Consider the following 19,464-nt stretch of genomic DNA (forward strand, 5'->3'; position numbering starts at 1 on the left):
CCCCTGGATCCCCCGACGAGCCCCGACAACCCTCGGGATCACCCCCGATGCCGCACGGGCACCCGCCCTTCACACTCGTAACAAGCGCCAAATGGCACTCTCACGATGAAGGGGATCGATCATGGCTTTGGACGACAACGTCAACGTTCTCGGCGCTCAGTGGAATCTGGGCTTGGCGAACGTTGGCAATACGGATAACAGCGCACACCTCGACGACAACACCGTCGTTGCTGACAACACGGTCGTGGCAGACAACAACCTCGCCAACGACTCGTTCAACGACGAGTCGGACAACTCCGACAACTCGGACAACTCGGACAACTCCGACAATTCGGACAACTCCGATAACTCGGACAACTCGGACAACTCCGACAACTGGTCCAACAACGACACCGACACCGACGACTCGTTCAACCACGACGACTCGATCAATGACTCGTTCCAGGTGAACGACTCGTTCCAGGACAACTCCGTGCACGACTCGGGCAACCAGACGCTGTACGACCACTCCATCAACACCGGCATCCGCCAGTACGACTCGGGCATCAATGAGCTCAACATCGGCCTCGGCGGCGGCGGCGGTGGCGGCGGCAGCATGTCGAGCCTGCACGGCATGGGCGGCAGCGGCAGCTTCGACCTCGACATCGACGCCCGCACGACGGTCAACGACCAGTCCGTTCAGCAGAACATCTCGACCTCGTCGGGCAGCGGCGGCGCAGCCATCGCAGTCGGCGGCGACTCGGATGGCGGCTGGGGCGGTCCTGCGTTCTCGGGTGCCGGCGGCGGAGACTCCGGTAACGGCGGCGCCGGCGGCAGCGGCAGCGGCGGGGACGGCGGCAACGGCAGCGGGACACTCGGCTCCGGCAACGGAGGGGACGCTGGGGATGGCACCGGAGGTGCCGGTGGCGGCACTGGCGCCGGCGGCGGCGCGGGCTCGCTCGCTGGCTCTGGCGGCGCTGACGGTGGCATGGGCGGGAACGCAGGTGCCATGGGCGGCGGCGCGAGCGGCGGCAACGTCGGCCAGTACTTCGGTCAGAGCAGCGTCATCAGCTCCGGCGACCACTCGGTCGCAGGCGGCGGCGACGTCGACATTCGCAACATCGACACCCACGTGTCGATGGGCGACATCTCGATCGGAAACACCTGGAACACCGATTCCTTCAACGAGGACTTCTCCGACAACTGGTCGGTCAACGACTCGTTCCAGGACAACTCGATGACGGATAACTCCGACACCTGGTCGGTCAACGATTCCTTCCAGGATCACTCGGCCACCACGGACGTCGACGTCGACGTCGATGTCGACAATTCCAACGTCGGCAGCCCGTTCGGCGACGCCAACGAGTTCGACTTCTGAGTCCACTGAGAAGTCGCACGACCTGCCCGGTCGTCCACTCTGGTGGACGGCCGGGCACACCACCTGACACACCCGAAATCGGAGCGTGAGCGATGTCTGCAGAGCACGGGGCCGCACCCTTCCACGACGGCGCATCCGATGCCGCCTGGGGCGATGCCGGGCTCTTCGATCCCTTTTCGGCCGACTCCTTCGGCCAGGAGATCGCGAACGTCGACGCATCCGATTGGAATGTGGATGCTGATCTGCTGTGGGGCGATGACGCCCCAGGTGATTTCGATGCCGGCGATGTTCCACCGGCGCCGGACTTCTTCGGCTGATCAGGGCCCACCCCGCGCAAGAGACAGAAGAGAGCAATCGTGCCGGAGAGTCGTACGAGCGCAGATAAGCAGATCGTCGAGGTCATTCATGACGTCGGCGATCTCGCCGCGTCCGCGGGCCGAGCGGATCTGGCCAAGCGCCTCACCCAGACCCGGGAGCGCCTGGCCGATCCATCCGTCCGAGTCATCGTCGTCGGCGAGTTCAAGCAGGGCAAGAGCAAGCTGATCAACGCACTCGTGAACGCACCAGCCTGCCCGGTCGATGACGATGTCGCCACCAGTGTGCCCACCACCGTGGGGTTCGCCGAGCAGCCGATCGCGTGGGTCATCGAACAGCCGACGGCAGCAGCGCCCGATCCGCAGCGGCGTGAGGTTCCGCTGGATGCGCTGGCCGAGTACGTCTCCGAACGCGGCAACCCGGGCAATGAGCGCGGCATCATGTCGGCCGAGGTGCTGCTGCCCCGCGAAATCCTTCGTGGGGGACTGAAGCTGGTCGACTCGCCGGGGGTCGGCGGACTGGAGTCCTCGAACTCGCTGGCAACCCTTGCTGCGCTCTCTTCCGCGCACGCGGTGCTGCTGGTCTCGGATGCCTCGCAGGAGTACACCGAGCCCGAGGTGCAGTTCCTCCGCCACGCAATGCGCATCTCGCCGAACGTCGCGGCCGTGCTGGCGAAGACCGATCTGTATCCGCAGTGGCGCCGGATCGAAGAGATCGATCGCGACCACCTCGGGCATCTCGGTGCCTCCGCCGATGTGCCCATCTTCTCCGTGTCGAGTGATCTGCGACTGCTGGCCGCCGAGCTGCAGGACCGCACACTCAACGACGAGTCCGGATTCCCCGCACTCGTCGCGCATCTGCGTCGGGAAGTGCTCGGCCGTGCCGAGACGATCCACGAGCGCAGCGCCGTGCACGAGCTCGTCTCCGTCGTCGACCAGCTCGAGGTCTCGCTGCGAGCAGAGCTGAATGCGCTGCTGAACCCCGAAGACACTCCGCGCATGATCGCCGAACTCGAAGACGCGAAGACGAGGGCAGACGAATTCCGCGGCCGCTCCGCACGCTGGCAGGTCACGCTCACCGACGGCATCGCCGACCTCGTAGCCGACATGGAGCACGATGTGCGCGACCGACTGCGCAAAGTGCAGCGTGAGGCAGAGCGCGCCATCGACGAGGGCGACCCCGGACCGATCTGGGATCAGATCCGTGAATGGCTCGACCAGCGGGTCACCGCCGCAGTGTCGGAGACCTTCGTGTGGACCGATGAGCGCTCGCGCTGGCTGTCCGAAGAAGTGGCTGAGCTGTTCAGCAAGGATGAAGCCGAGATCCCGATCAGCAACATCGCCGACATCCGCGGTGTGCTCGACCCGGTAGAGGGGATCGCCGGGCTGGATGCCGGGCAGCTCGGCGCCGGTGAGAAGATCTACATCGGCGTGCGCGGCTCCTACGGCGGCGTGCTGATGGTGGGCCTGGCCACCGGACTGATCGGGATGGCGCTGATCAACCCGCTGTCGCTGCTGGCCGGTGTTCTCGTCGGACGCCGCGCATACCGCGAAGACATGGGCAATCGCCTCACCCGCCGCCAAGCCGAGGCGAAAGGCATCGTTCGACGTCACATCGACGAGGTGACCTTTCAAGTCGGCAAACAGCTGCGTGATCGGCTGCGGTTCGTGCAGCGCACCGCCCGAGACCACTTCGGCTCGCTGGCCGAGGAGCTGCACAGTTCGCTCTCCGAGGCGCTCCTGCGCGCCAAGCAGGCGGCCACGGGATTCACCTCGAGCCGGGAGCAGCACATCGGGATGCTGCAGAGCAGAGTGCTGGAGCTGGAGCGGGTGCGCAGGATGATCCCGGCGATGCCGGCCCTCCCCGCGCCCAGCACGATCCCGACCCTGGCGAACACCAGCGAATCCGCGGGGCGATGATGTCGGCATCCGTTCTCTCCGAGACCGAAGACCTGCTGCGCACCGCGCGGGCCGCGTACGCCGGCGATCGCGAGTCGCTGGCGCTCATCGATCAGCTCGAGACCCGCCTGCACGAGCCGCTGCGGCTTGCCGTCGCGGGAATGGTGAAGGCCGGCAAGTCCACGCTGCTCAATGCACTGCTCGGAGAACGGATCGCCGCGACCGACACCGGCGAGTGCACCCGCGTGGTCACCTGGTACCGCTACTCGGCGACCCCGATGATCACGATGCATCTGCGTAACGGTCATGTCGAGCGGATGCCGATCCGCCGCGAGCACGGTCGGCTGCTCTTCGATCTCGGCGGACGCACCGCGGAGGAGATCGAGTGGATCGATGTCGGCTGGCCACTCGATGGACTGGCCTCGCTCATTCTCATCGACACCCCGGGAATCGCGTCGCTCTCGGCAGACGCATCGGCTCGCACGATGCGGTTCCTCACCCCTGAGGATGCTCCGTCTTCGGCGGATGCCGTGGTCTATCTGATGCGCCATCTGCATGGCTCAGACGTGAAGTTCCTCGAGGCGTTCCGCGACACGGCCGCGGGCGCGGCCCAGAGCGTATGCGCGGTGGCGGTGCTGTCGCGCTCGGATGAGGTCGGCTCCGGCCGCATCGACTCGCTGCTCTCGGCTCGTCGGGTCGCACAGCGCTACGAGCGCGACGGTGATCTCGCCGCGCTCGCGCTCGGCGTCGTGCCGGTTGCCGGGCTGCTGGCCGAAGGTGCACGCACGCTGCGCGAGAGCGAGTACATCGCATTCCGCGAGCTGGCAGGCCTCGCACGAGACGACCGCGAACGCCTGCTCGTCTCAGCCGACCGGTTCACCCGTTCCAGCGAGGCGACCGGACTCAGCATCGCTGTGCGCGAAGAACTGCTCGAGCGATTCGGGATCTTCGGCGTCAGACTCGCGACGGCGATCATCCGCGGGGGTGTGGCGAGCTCTTCGGACCTGTCGGATGCGATGGTGCAGCAGAGCGGCCTCATCGAGCTGCAGGATCTCGTGCACACCCAGTTCCACCCCCGCGCGCAGACGCTCAAGGCTCGGGGCGTGGTGCTGCAGCTCGAGATGCTGCTGCGCCGGGCGCCTCGCACCGGCACAGACGGCATCCGCGCGGGCATCGAGCGCTTCACGGCGTCTGCGCACATGCTCACAGAGCTGTCGCTGCTCGCCGAGGCGCGCTCCAGCGGACTGCCGCTCGCCACCGAGGCCGCCGCCGACGCCGAGCGGATTCTCGGCGGCCAGGGGGTCGCCGCCTGCGCGCGGCTGGGGATCGACGACGACGCTCCCGCGGCCGCCGTCTGCGACAGCGTGCTGACACAGATCGATCGCTGGCGCGTTCTCAGCGCCGACCCGGTGGCAGAGCGCGCCGCGCTCGCCGTCTGCGCCGCGGTGCTGCGCAGCCTCTCCGAGATCGCGTCAGATGTCGGCGCGACTCGACCCCTCCTGCCCGCGCCGGATATCGACGCGCCGGCTGGACCAGGCGACGCCACCGGGAAGGATGCTGCTGAGCAGAGCCAGGAGCACCAGCGCGGCCTGCGCCGCAAGAAGTGGCTGAAGCGGGCGGCCCTGGGTGCCGAGCGCCACCCACTCGGGTGAGAGCAGCACCAGCATCGACTGCAGCCCGAGGGTGACCAGCTGCCACCAGCGGATGCGAGGACGCCTGCCCATGAACGACACCAGCAGTGTGATCTGCAGGAGCAGCGAGCCGATCATGATGGCGAAGACGATCCAGAAGATGATCTCGGCGGCCGAGGCGTAGCTCGCATCGCTGCGGCCCGGCGTGACGCGTTCAGCCACCTCGGCGATGAGGGGAAGCAGTTCAGCGCGGATGACGAAGAAGTACACGACGGTGAAGGCACCGACGGCGAAGCTGATGATCCACAGGAACTGGCTCATCCGGATCGCGAACGGCGGAGTGTTCTTGACAAGGACAGGTGCGACGTTGGGATTGGCCAGCGGGGGTCGAGCGGGCAGCTCGCGTGCGGTGTAATGCGCGAACACCCCGGTGTCTCGCTCGGAGGGGAGGGACACCGGGGAGGTGGCGCGCGGCGTGTCAGTCATCCTCGATCGGCGCGTCCACGGGCTGATCGTTCAGCGCCGTGCTGGCCGCGTCCGTGTCGTAGGAATCGGTGACGCCGGTATCGGTCATATCGCTCTCCAGCAGGTCGGCGGGTTCCGGAACGTCGGCGGGCGGCGGAGGCGGAGTTGCCGCAGACTGCGCGACGTCGGAAGCGACGTCGACTGCGGTGCCGACGGCCTGTGCGGCCGCAGCGGCGGCGGCATCTGCATCGGCGGGGGCGTCGTCGACCACGGCAGCGGGCACACCGTCTTCCGCAAGCCCGTCAGCGGCATCCTCGCCGGTGACGTTGAAGCTGTCGGTGTTGGTGTCGTTGCCGATCGACACGTCTCCCATCGAGACGTCCACATCGGAGTCGACCACCGAGACGTCGTCGCCGGCTGCGATGGCGTGATCGCCCGATGCGACTACGGCATCCTGGTCGAAGATCTGCGTGACGTCGCCGCCCTCGGTCCAGATGTTCTGATTCACGGACTGGTCGACGACGGTAGAGCGAGCGTCGATGGTCGTGAACTGCTGGATCATCCGCACGATCTCATGCACGGCGCCGTTATCGCCGGGGGGAGGCGGCGGGTTGTCGTGCGGTGGCCGTGGGTGCTCGTGATGCACGACGCGCGGATGATCGACCACGACCGGTCTTACCGCCGCGACGTCGGCCATGCACACGCCCTGCAGGCCGTTTCCGGCGAGCATGGCCTGCGGTGCGGCGACGAACTCCTCGGCAGCATCCGGATCCCTGAGCAGACTCATGATGAACGCGACGAGCGCGTCAGCGATGGTCTCGATCGGTGAAATCATCTGTAGCCCCCTTCAACTTCCTCGGCGTCCTGGCCCGTATCCCCTCGGTCACCAGAATCAAGCCCTGTGATGGATCGTATGCGGGTGCCCCACCCTGGGCATCGGGGGTTTTCCCGATGCCTGATAGGGGTTTCATGGGGATCCCTCCGGGTACCCACCCGATCCGCCGTTTTCGCCCAGCATCAGCCGCAGCCGGGCGAGCATCTCCGATCGGGTGGTCGCCCCCAGGCGCCGGCGAATATGAGCGATGTGGTGCTCTGCGGTGCGCGGTGAGATGAAGATCGACTCGCCGATCTCGGCGTAAGTCTTGCCCTGCACCACCAGGCGCGCGACCTCGACCTCGCGCTCGCTAAGCATCTCTTGGGCGGAGGTCTGCGTCGCGTCATCGCTGTCGCCGCCGGCCTGGGTGGAAGCCCGGCGGGTGCCGTCGTTGGGATGCAGTTCCCGCGCGCAGGCCAGCAGCTGCGCCGCCACCTTTCGATCGGTGGCGCGGGCGGCGCCATGACCGGCCAGCCGCGCGGCATCCCACATCAATCCGACCTCGGCCAGTCCCTCTGCGGCGCTGATGATGGCGTCTGGGTCGGCCGCGCCAGCCAGCACGTCGGTCCACACCCGCCCCGCCCTGGCCATCCCCGCCGCGACCCGGTTGTGCGCGGCTGCCGAGACGAGCGCTTTGGCGTGCGGTGCGAGTCGGTCTGGACGGCTGAGCAGAATGCCCTGCTGGATGCCGGCCCAGCGCACGTGCGCCGCCCAGATCGGCGGTGTGCCCAGGCTCTCGACGATCTCGAGCGCGCGCACGAGAGGTGCTTCGATGCGCGTGGCGTCGCCGGAGCGGGAAGCGGCGCTGACGAGCTCGGTGAGCGGATGCAGCAGGTACAGGTCGATGTCGGCGCGCAGCACGCTGCTGCGCGCGCTGTGCCAGGCGGCCTCGAGGCCGGAGGCGTCGTCGTAGCGTCGTGCGAGGGCTACTCGCACGGCGTGCATGAGCAGCGCATCACGGGTCGGCAGCGGTGCTGCGGATGCGGAAGCAGCGCGCTCCAGCAGCTCTTTCGCGTCGGCCGGGTGCGCGCGCTGCACGGCGACCCAGGCGCTCCACAGCAGCAGTCTCCGGCGCGCCCAGGGACCCCCATGGTCTCTGGCGACGGCGTCTTCGAGGATCGATTCGGCCGTGGCCAGGCGCCCCAGATTCAACGCGACGACGGCCGCCACCACTGCGGGCAGCTCGCAGAGCGCGCCGCTGTCGTGCGCCGTCGAGTACATATCCGCCGCCCGCACCAGAACCGCCAGCACCGACTCGCTGCAGTCCGGTGCGATCGTGGCCTCGAGCCCGGTGCGCAGCAGCGTCATCGCGACCCCGAGCGGGGAGGGCAGGGTCTGCTCCGCGGCGGGGCGAGCGGGAGGCGCGCTTGCACCGACACCGAGGGCGGCGATCGTCGCGTTGGTGAGCGATCGGTCATCCTGCGCGGGTGCGAGCTGATAGACCTGGTGGGCTTGTCCCATCATGGCGCGCGATGACCACATCGCGGCGGACACGGCGGTGAGCGTTGTGCGGGCGTCGCCGGATGCCGTCGTGAGCGCTTCATCGACGAGGGCCGCGGCACGATCGAGGTGACCGGCAGCCCAGGAGGCCCGCACACGCGGGATTGTGATCGTCTCTGCATCCGCCCCGCACTCCACCGCGACATCGTAGAGGTCACTGGCACGCGCGGGCATGCTGTCCAGCAGCTGGTCTGCGTTGGCGATGAGGGCGTCGGCGATGTGGGAATCGCGAAGCGGGCGCTCGCTCTCCTGCACACCCAGAGCCTCCGGAAAGCGCGTGTACAGGTCGATGATCCGGCGGGTCGGCATGGCTTCGCGCACAGCTTTGCGCACCAGGGGCGCGGTCTCGCCATTGCGCAGCAGCAGACCCTGCGCGTAGCCCTGCATCACCCATTCATCGGTGCGGGCATCACCGGTTGCCGGCGGCTGGCCGGGTGGCAGAATGCACACTTCTTCGACGACGCGGCGCAGATCTTCTTCGACAGTGTCGAGGCGGTGGATGATGAGTTCGGCGAGAGTCTCGTCCAACTCGGCGTGCGTGCCGTCGTGGGTGCAGTCGCGCGAGTCGTGGTTCTGCACCGCGGCGGCGGCGAGCCAGGCGATGCCGAGACTGGCGTTGACGATGTGGTCGACGCAGCTGTCCGGCATCCGCATCTCACGGTCGAGGAGGTGATCGAGCAGATCAGAGCGCGAGACGTGCCCGAGAACGATCGTGGGGACCTGCTGTTCCAGACGGTGCGCGATCGTGCGCACCTCATCGCCGATGGGCCACGGACGACGCGCGATGATCAGCGACGCTGACGGGTCGTCGGTGCGCCGGATGAGGGCCGCCAGCTGCGCTTGCGCGAACAGGTGCAGGTCATCGACGAGGAGCACGTCGGCGGCGGCGACATCGTCGAGGTCCCCGGAGACCTCGTCTGCGAAGCAGACGGTCCGTGACTGCTGGGTGAGCAGCTCGTAAAGGTGCCGAAGACCCGCCGACTTGCCTGACCCGGCGGTGCCGACCAGTGCGAATCGAGGAGTGCGGCGGCCGACCGCGTCCAACGCCGGGCGCATCTGACGGCCCCACGCGAGCGGCGAGCGTGGAGTCGAGGGCGCAGCGAATGCAACGGTGGGGGACATCGGCGTCGGGGGCCGCCTTCGGTCAGGGAGTCGGTTCGGCGGCGGGTGGATCCGTCGCAGAAGGTGATGGTTCGGGGTCCGACGGCGCCACGGTCGGTCCGGCGGACGGCGCTGGTGAGGGTTCGGGCGCGGGATCCGGGACAGGCGCTGGGTCTGGGGCGGGCGCGGGCGCCGGATCGGGTGTGGGGTCCGGGGTCGGCTCCGTCGTGGGGTCCGGCGTGGGGGAAGGCGCCGGGTCGGGAGGAGCCGTCGTGCCCGAGGGGCTAGGCGTGGGCGTCGATGCTGGCGGTGATGTGGTCGCCGAGCCGGATGCCGGGGCCGGGGTGCTCGCGGGCCGCGGCGCCGGCGCCGGATCACCGGTGCTGTCCGCGGGTGCGATGGACCGGCCGGCGCCGATGCCGGATCTGCGAGGCTTCGGCGCCGTGCTGCGGCTGGGGGGCTGCGGCGTGCGAGGACGCATCTCGGCTTTCATATCGGCCTCAAAAACACGATCTGCGGCTGCTTCTGTGCTCTTCACCGCCGCCGGTGTCAGCGCGGCGGTCGCGACGGAATAGCCCGAAGCCGATCGAAGCAGCCTCATCGACTCGGAATTCGAAGAATCGCCTTCGGATGAGGCGCCCTCGTCGGCGCCAGCGCCGGTTCCTAACGGGGTGGAGGAGGCGAACACGAGTCCGGCGGCGACGATCACCGCTCCGGCTGCCAGTACTGCTGCCGCTCCGTACGGAATGCGGGAGCGCGCGGATGACTTCGCCTCGGCACGGATCGGCACCAGCTTGGCGTGCCGCTGCCGGGCGAGCGCCTCGGTCGGCTCCAGCGCGGGCACGAGTGATGTCGGATGCCGCTTCTGCAGCTGAGCCCAGGCGATCTCGGCTGCGCCGAGAGCAACCGCGAACTGCGGATCGGTCGGCACCGTGATCGGCCGATCCAAACGGTCGGAGAGGCTCTGCACGACAAGGGGAATACGCGCGGCACCGCCGACGAGAATGATCTCGTCCAGGTCGATCGCGTCGACCTGCGCGGCGTCCAGAGCGCGCTCCATCGTGTCGACGGAGGCGGTGACCACCGCAGACGCCAACATGTCGAGTTCGGAGCGTGTCAGCCGGACGCTGGACGCGCGACCACCCAGACTGAACTGAACCGACGTATCGGCGCTGACGGAGAGTGCCTCTTTCGCAGCGACCACCGCTCGTCGCGCATCAACGAGCTCGGCACGGTCGATCGTGGGGCTCCCGGCCGCAGCGCCGGATTCGAGCGCCGCGAGTGGGGGAGCACTGAGTGCGAGAACATGCCTCATCAGTGCTGCATCGACATCACTGCCACCCAACTCTGCGCGTACCGGAGTGCCCAGTGGAGCCGCTCCGCGCAGCACGCTGGCCTCGAACGAACGCCCGCCCAGATCGTAGACGCCGACCGTGTGGCTGCGAGAGGAACTGGAGGCATGGTGCTGCGCGACGACGACCGCCGAGGGCACCAGCAGCACATCGTGCAGGCCCATTCGGTGCAGGTGTGCGCGCACAGCATCCGCCCGGTACCCGCACCAGCCGGTCGGGTGCGCGATGGCGACGATTCCAGGTCGGCTGCCCCTCTCTATCGCCGCCGCCGACACGATCCACAGCACCATGCGCGCAAAGAGCTCTTCTGCGCTGATGGCGAAGCCGCCCACGACGATCGGCACATGGTCGCCGATGGTGGGCATGAAGTCGCGCACGAGATGCTCGGGGTGCTCGCGGCCCAGCCGTTCTGCTTCCTCACCGAAGCATGCGTCGCCATTCTCAGTGATGAAAGCAAGCGCAGTGATCGCGGCGCGTTCGCCTTCGAGCGCGAAGCGCGCCACGTTCACGTTGTTCCCCGCTGCCGAGCAGGCGATGACCGATGCCACACTGGTCGTGCCTGCATCGAGCGCGAGTACGAACTCTGACTCGCCCATCGATTTCCGCCGATGATCCCCAGGATCCAGACTTTGGATGCGGCCAACTATAGGCCGTTCTCGTCGCGTATGGTAGGGGGTCCTGGACGCAATAGTGTGAGCGGGTGACTTCCTCTCCTCCCGGCGGCTCGGCGCCACAGGCCCGCGCGGCGCGCAGTGGCGTCGCGTACACAGTCGGCGCCTACCTGCTGTGGGGCGTGCTGCCGCTCTACTTCCTCGCGCTCACGCCCACCGGACCGTGGGAGGTGGTCGCCTGGCGGGTGCTGTTGTCCTTCGTGTTCTGCCTGATTCTGCTCACCGTCATGCGCGGCTGGTCGGCGCTGCGGGCGATCATCCGCCAACCGCGGCTCCTGGGGTGGACGGCACTGGCCGGCGTGCTCATCTACGTCAACTGGCAGGTCTTCGTGATCGGCACGCTCAGCGGGCACGTCATCGAGACGAGCCTCGGCTATTTCATCAACCCGATCTTCACCGTCGTGCTCGGCGTCTTCGTGCTCCGCGAGCGCATCACGAGGCTGCAGTGGGCGGCCATCGGCATCGCGGCGCTCGCCGTGGTCGTGATCATCGTGGCCTACGGCCGCTTCCCATGGATCGCGCTGACCCTGACAGCATCCTTCGGCCTCTACGGACTCGTCAAGAAGCAGATCGGTGCGGCGGTGGATGCCATCAGCGGCCTCACCCTGGAATCGTTCTGGCTGATCCCGATCGCCGCCGTCACCCTGATCATCGTCGCGCAGACCGACGGGATCACCTTCGGCACCGTCTCGCCCCTGCACACCGCGCTGGTCGCCTTCGCCGGCATCGCCACCGCGGTGCCGCTGCTGCTGTTCGCGGCGGGCACCAGACGGATCGATCTGAGCTTGGTCGGGATGCTGCAGTTCATCACCCCGGTGATGCAGTTCCTGGTCGGCTGGGCACTGCTGGGGGAGCCGATGCCCGCTGAGCGCTGGGCCGGGTTCCTGCTCGTCTGGATCGCGATCATCGTGTTCGTCACCGACCTCCTGCTGAAGAAGCGCCGCGGCGCGCGTGCGGCAGCCGTTCCGCTGGTCTGAGGACCGCGCGGATCGTTAAGGGACCGAGATCGAACAAGGGGTTCTGCGAGCCGGTGACCACATAGGGTAAGAGGCACCCGAAAGTGGTAATTCCACGTTCAGTTACGCAAGGGAGCAACATGAACGCAATGAAGGGCTCGCGTCCCGCGAGGATCTTCGCAGCCGCCGCAATGATCAGCGCGTCCGCACTGGTCATCTCAGGCTGCAGCAGCACACCCGACAGCACGCCCAGCGACAAGCCCGGTGGCGACAAGCCAGCCGCCGTGGACCTGACGCTCAAGCTCGGCTCACTGCTGCCGGTCACCGGCCAGCTCGCCTTCCTCGGTGCGCCGATGGAAGCCGGCGTGCAGCTCGCCGTCTCGCAGATCAACGAAGCCGATGCCGGAATCACGATCGACCTCAGCCAGGCCGACGAGGGCGACCTCGACAACAAGGCCTACGAGACCTCGATCGCGAAGCTGCAGAGCTCTGGCATCACCGCCATGGTCGGCGCGGCGTCGTCCGGTGTGTCGAAGCTCATCCTCGACGGCAACGTCGGCGCGGGCATCGTCACCGTCTCGCCGTCCAACACCTCGGCAGACTTCACCGGCCTGAGCCCGATGTACTTCCGCACGGCACCGAGCGACAACCTGCAGGGTGAAGTGCTCGGCAACCAGATCGCTGAAGACGGCAACACGACGCTGGGCATCATCTACCAGAACGACCCGTACGGCACGGGCCTGGCAGAGGCCATCAAGAACACGTTCGAGAGCGCCGGTGGCGAGGTCGTCGCAGAGGCGTCCTACAACCAGGGCGATGGCCAGTTCAACGCTCAGGTGCAGACCGTCGCGGCCGCCAAGCCCGACGCTGTCGCCATCGTCTCGTACGAGCAGTTCAAGACGATCGCTCCGCTGCTCGGCAACGCGGGCATCGACACCGGCAAGCTGTACCTGGTCGACGGCAACCTGTCGAACTACGCCAAGGACGACCTGGCGATCAAGCTCGAGGGCTCGAAGGGCACCCGCGCGGGCGCCGAACTGCCCACGGACTTCCTCGACCAGCTGAACGCAGCGTGGACGGCGGAAGGCAACGACCCCATCAACGACGTCACCTACTCGGCTGAAGCCTATGACGCCGTGATGCTGATCGCCCTGTCTGCCCTGAAGGCGCAGTCGGTCGAAGGCAAGGACATCGCGAGCAAGATGCGCGAGGTCTCCGGTGGCGAAGGCGACGGCGAGAAGTGCAGCACGTTCGCTGACTGCGCGAAGATCATCAACGACGGCGGAACCGCCGACTACGAGGGTCTGTCCGGATCGGTCACGTTCGACGAGAACAACGACCCGAAGGGCGCAGCCATCGGCGTCTACGAGTACGGCGCTGACAACAACAACTCCCGCATCGGCTGATAGCCGGGCAACAGAAAGAGGGCCTCGGATGCTTCGGCATCCGAGGCCCTCTTCGCGTTCTGTCTGCGGCGCGAGCCGAGGTTCGACCCGCGTCGGTCAGGCGGCGTCCTGGCCCAGCGTGCCCAGGTACAGGCCGATCACCTTCGGGTCTTCCAGCAGCGCGCGTCCGGCGCCCTCGTACGCGTCCTTGCCCTGATCGAGCACGTAGCCGCGGTCGCAGATCTGCAGGCAGCGGCGGGCATTCTGCTCGACCATGATGGTCGTGACGCCGGCCTTGTTGATGTCGGAGACGCGGATGAACGCGTCATCCTGACGCACCGGCGACAGCCCGGCAGAGGGCTCGTCGAGGAGCAGCACCGAGGGGTCCATCATCAGCGCGCGTGACATCGCCACCATCTGGCGCTCTCCGCCCGAGAGCGACCCTGCGCGCTGCTTGAGCCGTGCCCCCAGCTCGGCGAAGATCTCAGTCACGAACTCCAGCCGCGAGGCGTAGATTTTGGGGTTCTGGTAAAGGCCCATCTGCAGGTTCTCCTCGATGGTGAGCGAGGGGAAGACGTTGTTCGTCTGCGGCACGAAGCCCACGCCACGGCGCACCAGCTTGTCGGCCTTCAGACCGAGGATGCTCTCGCCGTTGACGGTGATATCGCCGCCGCGCACCTGCACCATGCCGAAGATGGCCTTGAGGAGCGTCGATTTGCCGGCGCCGTTCGGCCCGATGATGCCGATCAGCTCACCCTGGCGTGCGACGAGGTTGGCGCCGTTGAGAATGTTCACCCCGGGCAGGTACCCGGCGTGCACATCCTTCAACTCGACGACGACGTCGCGATCGTCGACGGGCTGAGCCGGTGCTGCTGACGAATCGGTCATGACGGATTCTCCTCTTCGAGCTCGGCCTCGGCCTCAGCGTCGATCTTCTTGCGGATGCTGATCGCGTCGGTGTCAGTCATCACCTTGATGCGGCCGGTGACGGCGCCCAGGTCGACGTCCTGGTGAGCGCCGAGGTAGGCGTCGACGACAGCGGGATCTTCCATCACTTCTTCCGGCGGTCCCTCGGCGACGACTCGGCCTTCCGCCATCACGACGACCCAGTCGGCGATGTGGCGCACCATGTGCATGTCGTGTTCGACGAAGAGCACGGTCATGCCTCGGTCCTTCAGACCGAGGATGTGCTCCAGCAAGGACTGCGTCAGTGCGGGGTTCACCCCAGCCATCGGTTCGTCGAGCATGACGAGGTTCGGATCGCTCATCAGCGCGCGTGCCATCTCGAGCAGCTTGCGCTGACCGCCGGAAAGTGCGGCAGCGAAGTCTTTCTCCTTCGCATCGAGCTTGAACAGCTTGAGCAGGCCTCGTGCCTTTTCTTCGATAGCGACTTCTTGCTTGCGCCAGAAAGCAGGGATCAGGCTCGTCCAGAACCGTTCGCCCGGCTGATCGGGTGAGCCTAGCTTCATGTTCTCGAGCACCGTCAGCAGCGACAGTGCCTTCGTGAGCTGGAACGTGCGCACCTGGCCCATCCGAGCGACCTTGAAGGACGGAACACCGGCAAGACTCTTGCCGTCGTACTCCCAGGTGCCGCTGTTGGGCTTGTCGAAGCCGCAGAGCAGGTTGAACAGAGTCGTCTTGCCGGCTCCGTTCGGACCGATCAGGGCGGTGATCGCCCCGCGGGGGATCTCGAGGTGGTCGACGTTCACGGCGGTGAGCCCGCCGAAGTGCCGCTCCACACCATCGACGATGAGAATCGGATCGACTTTGGCGACGCCAGGAGCGGCGGGGCCCTTCGCGAGTCCGGTCGTCTTCTGACGTTTCACGTTGCCGGTCGTCGGCACGCTGTCATTTGACAAAGGTCATCTCCCTCTTGTCTCCGAGGATGCCCTGCGGGCGGTAGATCACGATAAGCATCAGTGCCACGCCGGCGAGGATCCACCGCACGATCTCGGCCTGAGACGCCGACATCGGCAGGAAGCCCGCCGAGGCCATCTGCGGCAGCAGATTGCCGAGGAAGGCGAAGAGCACCCAGAACAGCACGGCACCGAGCGTCGGCCCGAGAACGGTCGCCGCACCTCCGAGGAGAAGCACCGTCCACAGGAAGAACGTCAGCGATGTCGAGTAGCTGCCGGGCACGACCGCCGAGGGGAGCACGAAGATGATTCCACCGGCTGCGCCGATGACGCCGCCGATGACCAGCGACTGCATCTTGTAGGCGAAGACGTTCTTGCCGAGCGAGCGCACAGCATCCTCGTCTTCGCGAATGCCCTTGAGTACCCGGCCCCATGGGCTGCGCATCAGCGCCCAGACGAGCAGGATGGCGATCACCAGCAGGATCAGGCCGAACACGCGGTTCCACAGCTCGGTCGCGTTGTACGTCCACGGGCCGAACCCGTACATCCCTTCCGGGAACGGGTTGGCGTCGCGGAAGCTCGCGTGATAGCCCGTGCGACCGCCGGCAGCGCCCGTCACGTCTTCGAAGAGGCGGGTGAGGAACAGCAACCGCACGACTTCAGCCGCCGCGATGGTCGCGATGGCGAGATAGTCGGCTCGGAGCCGAAGAGTCGGGATGCCGAGCAGCAGTGCCAGTACCGCGCCGCCGATGAGACCGACGAGCATGCCAATCCACCAGGGGGCGCCGAAGGTGAGCACCGTGATCGAGTAGCCGTACGCGCCGACGGCCATGAATGCCGCCATACCGAAGTTCAGCAGACCCGCGTAGCCGAAGTGCACGGCGAGACCGGTGGCCGCCAGGGCGTAGGCGATGGTGACCGGGCTGAAGATATAGGCGGCGGTGTTGCCGAAGATCGATCCGAAGTCCATGCGTCAGCCCAGCCTTTCTTTTCGCCCGAGCAGTCCTTGCGGCCTGACCAGCAGGATGAGGATCAGCGCGACGAGCGCGGTCGCGTACTTGAGGTCGGAGGGGACTCCGAGCAGCGTCGACACCTCGACAGCTACGCCGACGATGATCGATCCGATCAGAGCGCCGATCGCCGAGCCGAGCCCGCCGAGAGTGATCGCGGTGAAGATGAGCAGCAGCATCTGCATGCCCATGTCCCACTTCACACCGGGGCGGAAGTAGGCCCACAGGATGCCGGACAGCGCCGCGAGAACACCGGCGATGATCCAGACGATGCGCACGACCTTGTCGACGTCAATGCCCGACGCCGCCGCGAGCTGCGGGTTGTCGGAGATGGCCCGGGTGGCCTTGCCGATGCGCGTGCGGGTGAGGAAGAAGGCCATGCCGAGGATCGCGACGAGGCTGATGGCCATGCCGATCAGGTCGATGTACGACAGGGTGATCGGGCCGAACTGCATCGGCGTCGGGCTGGCCCCGGGGAGCTGGTGCGTGTCACCGCCGACCATGTACTGCAGTGCATACCTCAGCGCGAGCGAGAGGCCGATGCTCACGATCAAGAGCTGAACGATGCCCAGCCCGCGTCGGCGCAGGGGGCGCCAGATGCCGGCATCCATCGCCCAGCCCAGCACTCCGCCGCCGATGACGGCGGCGATGATGCCGAGCCACAGTGGCAGCTGCCAGAACGAGGTGAAGAGCACGACGACGATGCCGCCCCATGTCACCATCTCGCCGTGCGCGAAGTTCGACAGCCTGGTCGTGCCGTAGATGAGGGCCGCGCCCATGGCGGCGAGGCCGAGCAGCAGGCCGAAGTTGATGCCGCCGATCGTTCGGGAGATCAGTTGGTCGACGAACGACGTGGTCACGCGCTCGCCCTGGCCGAGGAACAGGTTGACGATCTTCTTGCCCGTCAACCCGAATTCTGCCTCGAACGATCCGCTGGTCCCCTCGACGGGTGTGACGCCTTCGGGCAGCTTGGAGGCATCGACGATCACGCCGTCAGGCAGCGAGTCCTCGTCGATCGCGATCGTGTACTTTTCCTTCTCCGGAACGTAGAGGCGCCATTTGCCGTCGGCGCTCGTCTCGGTCTTGGCATCGAAGCCATGGCCCTCGACCGAGAGGCCGACGCCGTCGATCGGCTTCCCCTCGAAGGTGATGTTGCCACCGAAGTAGTAGTCGGTGATCTCTTGGCCGTCATCTGTCGTGTCGGCAATCGCGGCCCCGGCGGGTATGCCGAGCACCATGAAGATGGCTGCGAGCGCTGCGAACAGCGCCATCAGCCCATTCCGAGGACGCCGAAGCGTCATTGATCTAAGTCCCACGCATCCTCCACATTGAGTGCCCTCGAACGACCTCGGGGAGTCGTTCGGTCATGGACGTCGGATTGAGCGTATCCCGGAGAGGGCCCGAAAGGCATCATCCGTGGCCGGATTGAAATGCCGGGTGTGTCTCGCTGTCAGCGTTCCCGGAATACATAGAGGGTCTGCACGCTTAGAATCAATACATCACGACGACCAGAGGAGCACGTTCCATGCCGCAGCACGACCCGTTCGGTTTCGTCGGACTCACCTACGATGACGTGCTGCTGCTGCCGGGGCACACCGATGTGATCCCCAGTGATGCCGACACCTCCTCGCGCATCACGCGGCGCATCTCTGTCGCCACTCCGCTGCTCTCCAGCGCCATGGACACCGTCACCGAGGCGCGCATGGCCATCGCGATGGCACGCGAGGGCGGCATCGGCATCCTGCATCGCAATCTCTCCATCGCCGACCAGGCCGCTGACGTCGACCGCGTCAAGCGCAGCGAGTCGGGCATGATCACCGACCCGATCACGACGACGCCCGAGGCAACGGTCGAAGAGGTCGACAGCATGTGCGCGAAGTACCGCATCTCCGGTCTTCCGGTCGTCGATGCCGACGGCCACCTGGTCGGCATCATCACCAACCGCGACATGCGCTTCGTGTCGGGCCTGGAGCGCAAGACGACGCTGGTGAAAGATGTGATGACCCGCGAGAACCTCGTCACCGCACGCGTAGGCGTGCCGGCGGGAGAGGTTATCGCGCTGTTCGCGAAGCACCGCGTTGAGAAGCTGCCGCTCATCGATGACGATGGCAAGCTCGCCGGTCTCATCACCATCAAAGACTTCGACAAGAGCGAGAAGTACCCGCTCGCCACCAAGGACGACCAGGGCCGACTGCGCGTCGGCGCCGCGATCGGGTTCTTCGGCGACGCGTGGGAGCGCGCCGAGGCGCTGCGCGACGCGGGCGTGGACGTCCTCGTCGTCGACACCGCCAACGGACAGTCGCAGGGAGTCATCGAACTGGTCAAGCGGCTCAAAGCCGACCCGACCTTCGAGCACATCGACGTCATCGGCGGCAACGTCGCAACACGTGAGGGCGCGCAGGCCCTGGTGGATGCCGGTGTGGATGCCGTCAAGGTGGGCGTCGGACCCGGATCGATCTGCACGACCCGCGTCGTCGCCGGTGTCGGCGTGCCGCAGGTGACCGCCGTGTACGAGGCCACACTGGCGGCCGCGCCCGCGGGCGTGCCAGTGATCGCCGATGGTGGTCTGCAGTACTCCGGTGACATCGCCAAGGCGCTGGTCGCCGGAGCGGATGCGGTGATGCTCGGCTCGCTTCTCGCCGGCACTGACGAGTCGCCGGGGGAGATCGTCTTCCAGTCGGGCAAGCAGTTCAAGCAGTACCGCGGCATGGGCTCGCTCGGAGCGATGCAGACCCGCGGCAAGCAGACCTCGTACTCGAAGGACCGCTACTTCCAGGCCGACGTGCCCAACGACGACAAGCTCATCCCCGAGGGGATCGAGGGGCAGGTTCCTTATCGCGGCCCGGTCGGTGCGGTCGCCTACCAGCTCATCGGCGGCCTGCGTCAGTCGATGTTCTACGTGGGTGCGCGCACCATCGAAGAGCTCAAGGCGCGAGGCAAGTTCGTGCGCATCACGGCGGCCGGCCTCAAGGAATCGCACCCGCACGATGTGCAGATCGTCGTCGAGGCGCCAAACTACAAGCGCTGACCGCGCTGAATCGACAGTTCGGCCCGGCATCCGCACAAACGGAATGCCGGGCCGACTTGTATTCG

14 protein-coding genes are annotated in these 19,464 nt (G+C 66.8%); 7 read left to right on the top strand and 7 right to left on the bottom strand.

Annotated elements, in window-relative coordinates; all coding sequences use genetic code 11:
* Window positions 1-121 precede the first annotated feature (121 nt).
* The 4 genes from FM104_RS05495 to FM104_RS05510 all read left to right on the top strand — a co-directional run bounded on the left by FM104_RS05495 (window position 122) and on the right by FM104_RS05510 (window position 5,222).
* A complete protein-coding gene (locus tag FM104_RS05495) occupies window positions 122-1,357 on the top strand; it encodes a hypothetical protein (RefSeq protein WP_087130460.1) in 1,236 nt (411 codons plus the stop codon).
* A gap of 92 nt (window positions 1,358-1,449) precedes the next feature.
* The gene (locus FM104_RS05500; protein ID WP_087130461.1) at window positions 1,450-1,674 is read left to right on the top strand and encodes a hypothetical protein; all 225 of its coding nucleotides are present in this window, start codon (window positions 1,450-1,452) and stop codon (window positions 1,672-1,674) included.
* Between the two features lie 39 nt (window positions 1,675-1,713).
* Entirely contained in the window at window positions 1,714-3,591 is a 1,878-nt protein-coding gene (locus FM104_RS05505; protein WP_087130462.1) for a dynamin family protein, read from the top strand.
* Window positions 3,591-5,222, top strand: coding sequence for a dynamin family protein (locus FM104_RS05510; RefSeq protein WP_087131095.1), 1,632 nt, complete (start codon window positions 3,591-3,593; stop codon window positions 5,220-5,222). The genes FM104_RS05505 and FM104_RS05510 overlap by 1 nt, the downstream gene beginning before the upstream one ends.
* A gap of 457 nt (window positions 5,223-5,679) precedes the next feature.
* Here the strand turns inward: FM104_RS05510 and FM104_RS05520 are convergent, their stop codons facing one another.
* The 3 genes from FM104_RS05520 to FM104_RS05530 form a co-directional block, all read right to left on the bottom strand.
* Window positions 5,680-6,501, bottom strand: coding sequence for an IniB N-terminal domain-containing protein (locus FM104_RS05520; RefSeq protein ID WP_087130464.1), 822 nt, complete (start codon window positions 6,499-6,501; stop codon window positions 5,680-5,682).
* Window positions 6,502-6,633: 132 nt separating this feature from the next.
* Entirely contained in the window at window positions 6,634-9,162 is a 2,529-nt protein-coding gene (locus tag FM104_RS05525) for a LuxR C-terminal-related transcriptional regulator (RefSeq protein ID WP_087130465.1), read from the bottom strand.
* Window positions 9,163-9,184: 22 nt separating this feature from the next.
* Window positions 9,185-11,089, bottom strand: a complete 1,905-nt coding sequence (locus FM104_RS05530) for an Hsp70 family protein (RefSeq protein WP_087130466.1) — start codon at window positions 11,087-11,089, stop codon at window positions 9,185-9,187.
* A gap of 104 nt (window positions 11,090-11,193) precedes the next feature.
* On the opposite strand from FM104_RS05530, the gene rarD reads away from it, so the two are divergent.
* A complete protein-coding gene (rarD, locus tag FM104_RS05535; protein WP_087130467.1) occupies window positions 11,194-12,141 on the top strand; it encodes an EamA family transporter RarD in 948 nt (315 codons plus the stop codon).
* A gap of 119 nt (window positions 12,142-12,260) precedes the next feature.
* Window positions 12,261-13,526 (top strand): ABC transporter substrate-binding protein, encoded by a 1,266-nt coding sequence (locus FM104_RS05540; protein ID WP_087130468.1) that lies wholly within the window; start codon window positions 12,261-12,263, stop codon window positions 13,524-13,526.
* 96 nt (window positions 13,527-13,622) lie between these two features.
* Here FM104_RS05540 and FM104_RS05545 read toward each other — a convergent pair whose 3' ends face one another.
* From FM104_RS05545 to FM104_RS05560, 4 genes are read right to left on the bottom strand one after another with little or no spacing between them, the layout of a single operon-like run.
* Window positions 13,623-14,393 (bottom strand): ABC transporter ATP-binding protein, encoded by a 771-nt coding sequence (locus FM104_RS05545; RefSeq protein WP_087130469.1) that lies wholly within the window; start codon window positions 14,391-14,393, stop codon window positions 13,623-13,625.
* Window positions 14,390-15,364: an ABC transporter ATP-binding protein gene (locus tag FM104_RS05550; RefSeq protein WP_373407839.1), complete on the bottom strand. Its 975-nt coding sequence runs from the start codon at window positions 15,362-15,364 to the stop codon at window positions 14,390-14,392. The genes FM104_RS05545 and FM104_RS05550 overlap by 4 nt, the downstream gene beginning before the upstream one ends.
* A complete protein-coding gene (locus FM104_RS05555) occupies window positions 15,354-16,331 on the bottom strand; it encodes a branched-chain amino acid ABC transporter permease (protein ID WP_087130470.1) in 978 nt (325 codons plus the stop codon). Before FM104_RS05555 ends, FM104_RS05550 begins: the two co-directional genes overlap by 11 nt.
* Window positions 16,332-16,334: 3 nt before the next feature.
* On the bottom strand, window positions 16,335-17,642 hold the full coding sequence (locus FM104_RS05560) for a branched-chain amino acid ABC transporter permease (RefSeq protein WP_256971534.1): 1,308 nt from the start codon (window positions 17,640-17,642) through the stop codon (window positions 16,335-16,337).
* Between the two features lie 254 nt (window positions 17,643-17,896).
* On the opposite strand from FM104_RS05560, the gene guaB reads away from it, so the two are divergent.
* Window positions 17,897-19,399 (top strand): IMP dehydrogenase, encoded by a 1,503-nt coding sequence (gene guaB, locus FM104_RS05565; protein WP_087130472.1) that lies wholly within the window; start codon window positions 17,897-17,899, stop codon window positions 19,397-19,399.
* The last annotated feature ends 65 nt before the right edge of the window (window positions 19,400-19,464 follow it).

Source organism: Microbacterium esteraromaticum, from assembly GCF_900163815.1.
Lineage (GTDB): Bacteria > Actinomycetota > Actinomycetes > Actinomycetales > Microbacteriaceae > Microbacterium > Microbacterium esteraromaticum_B.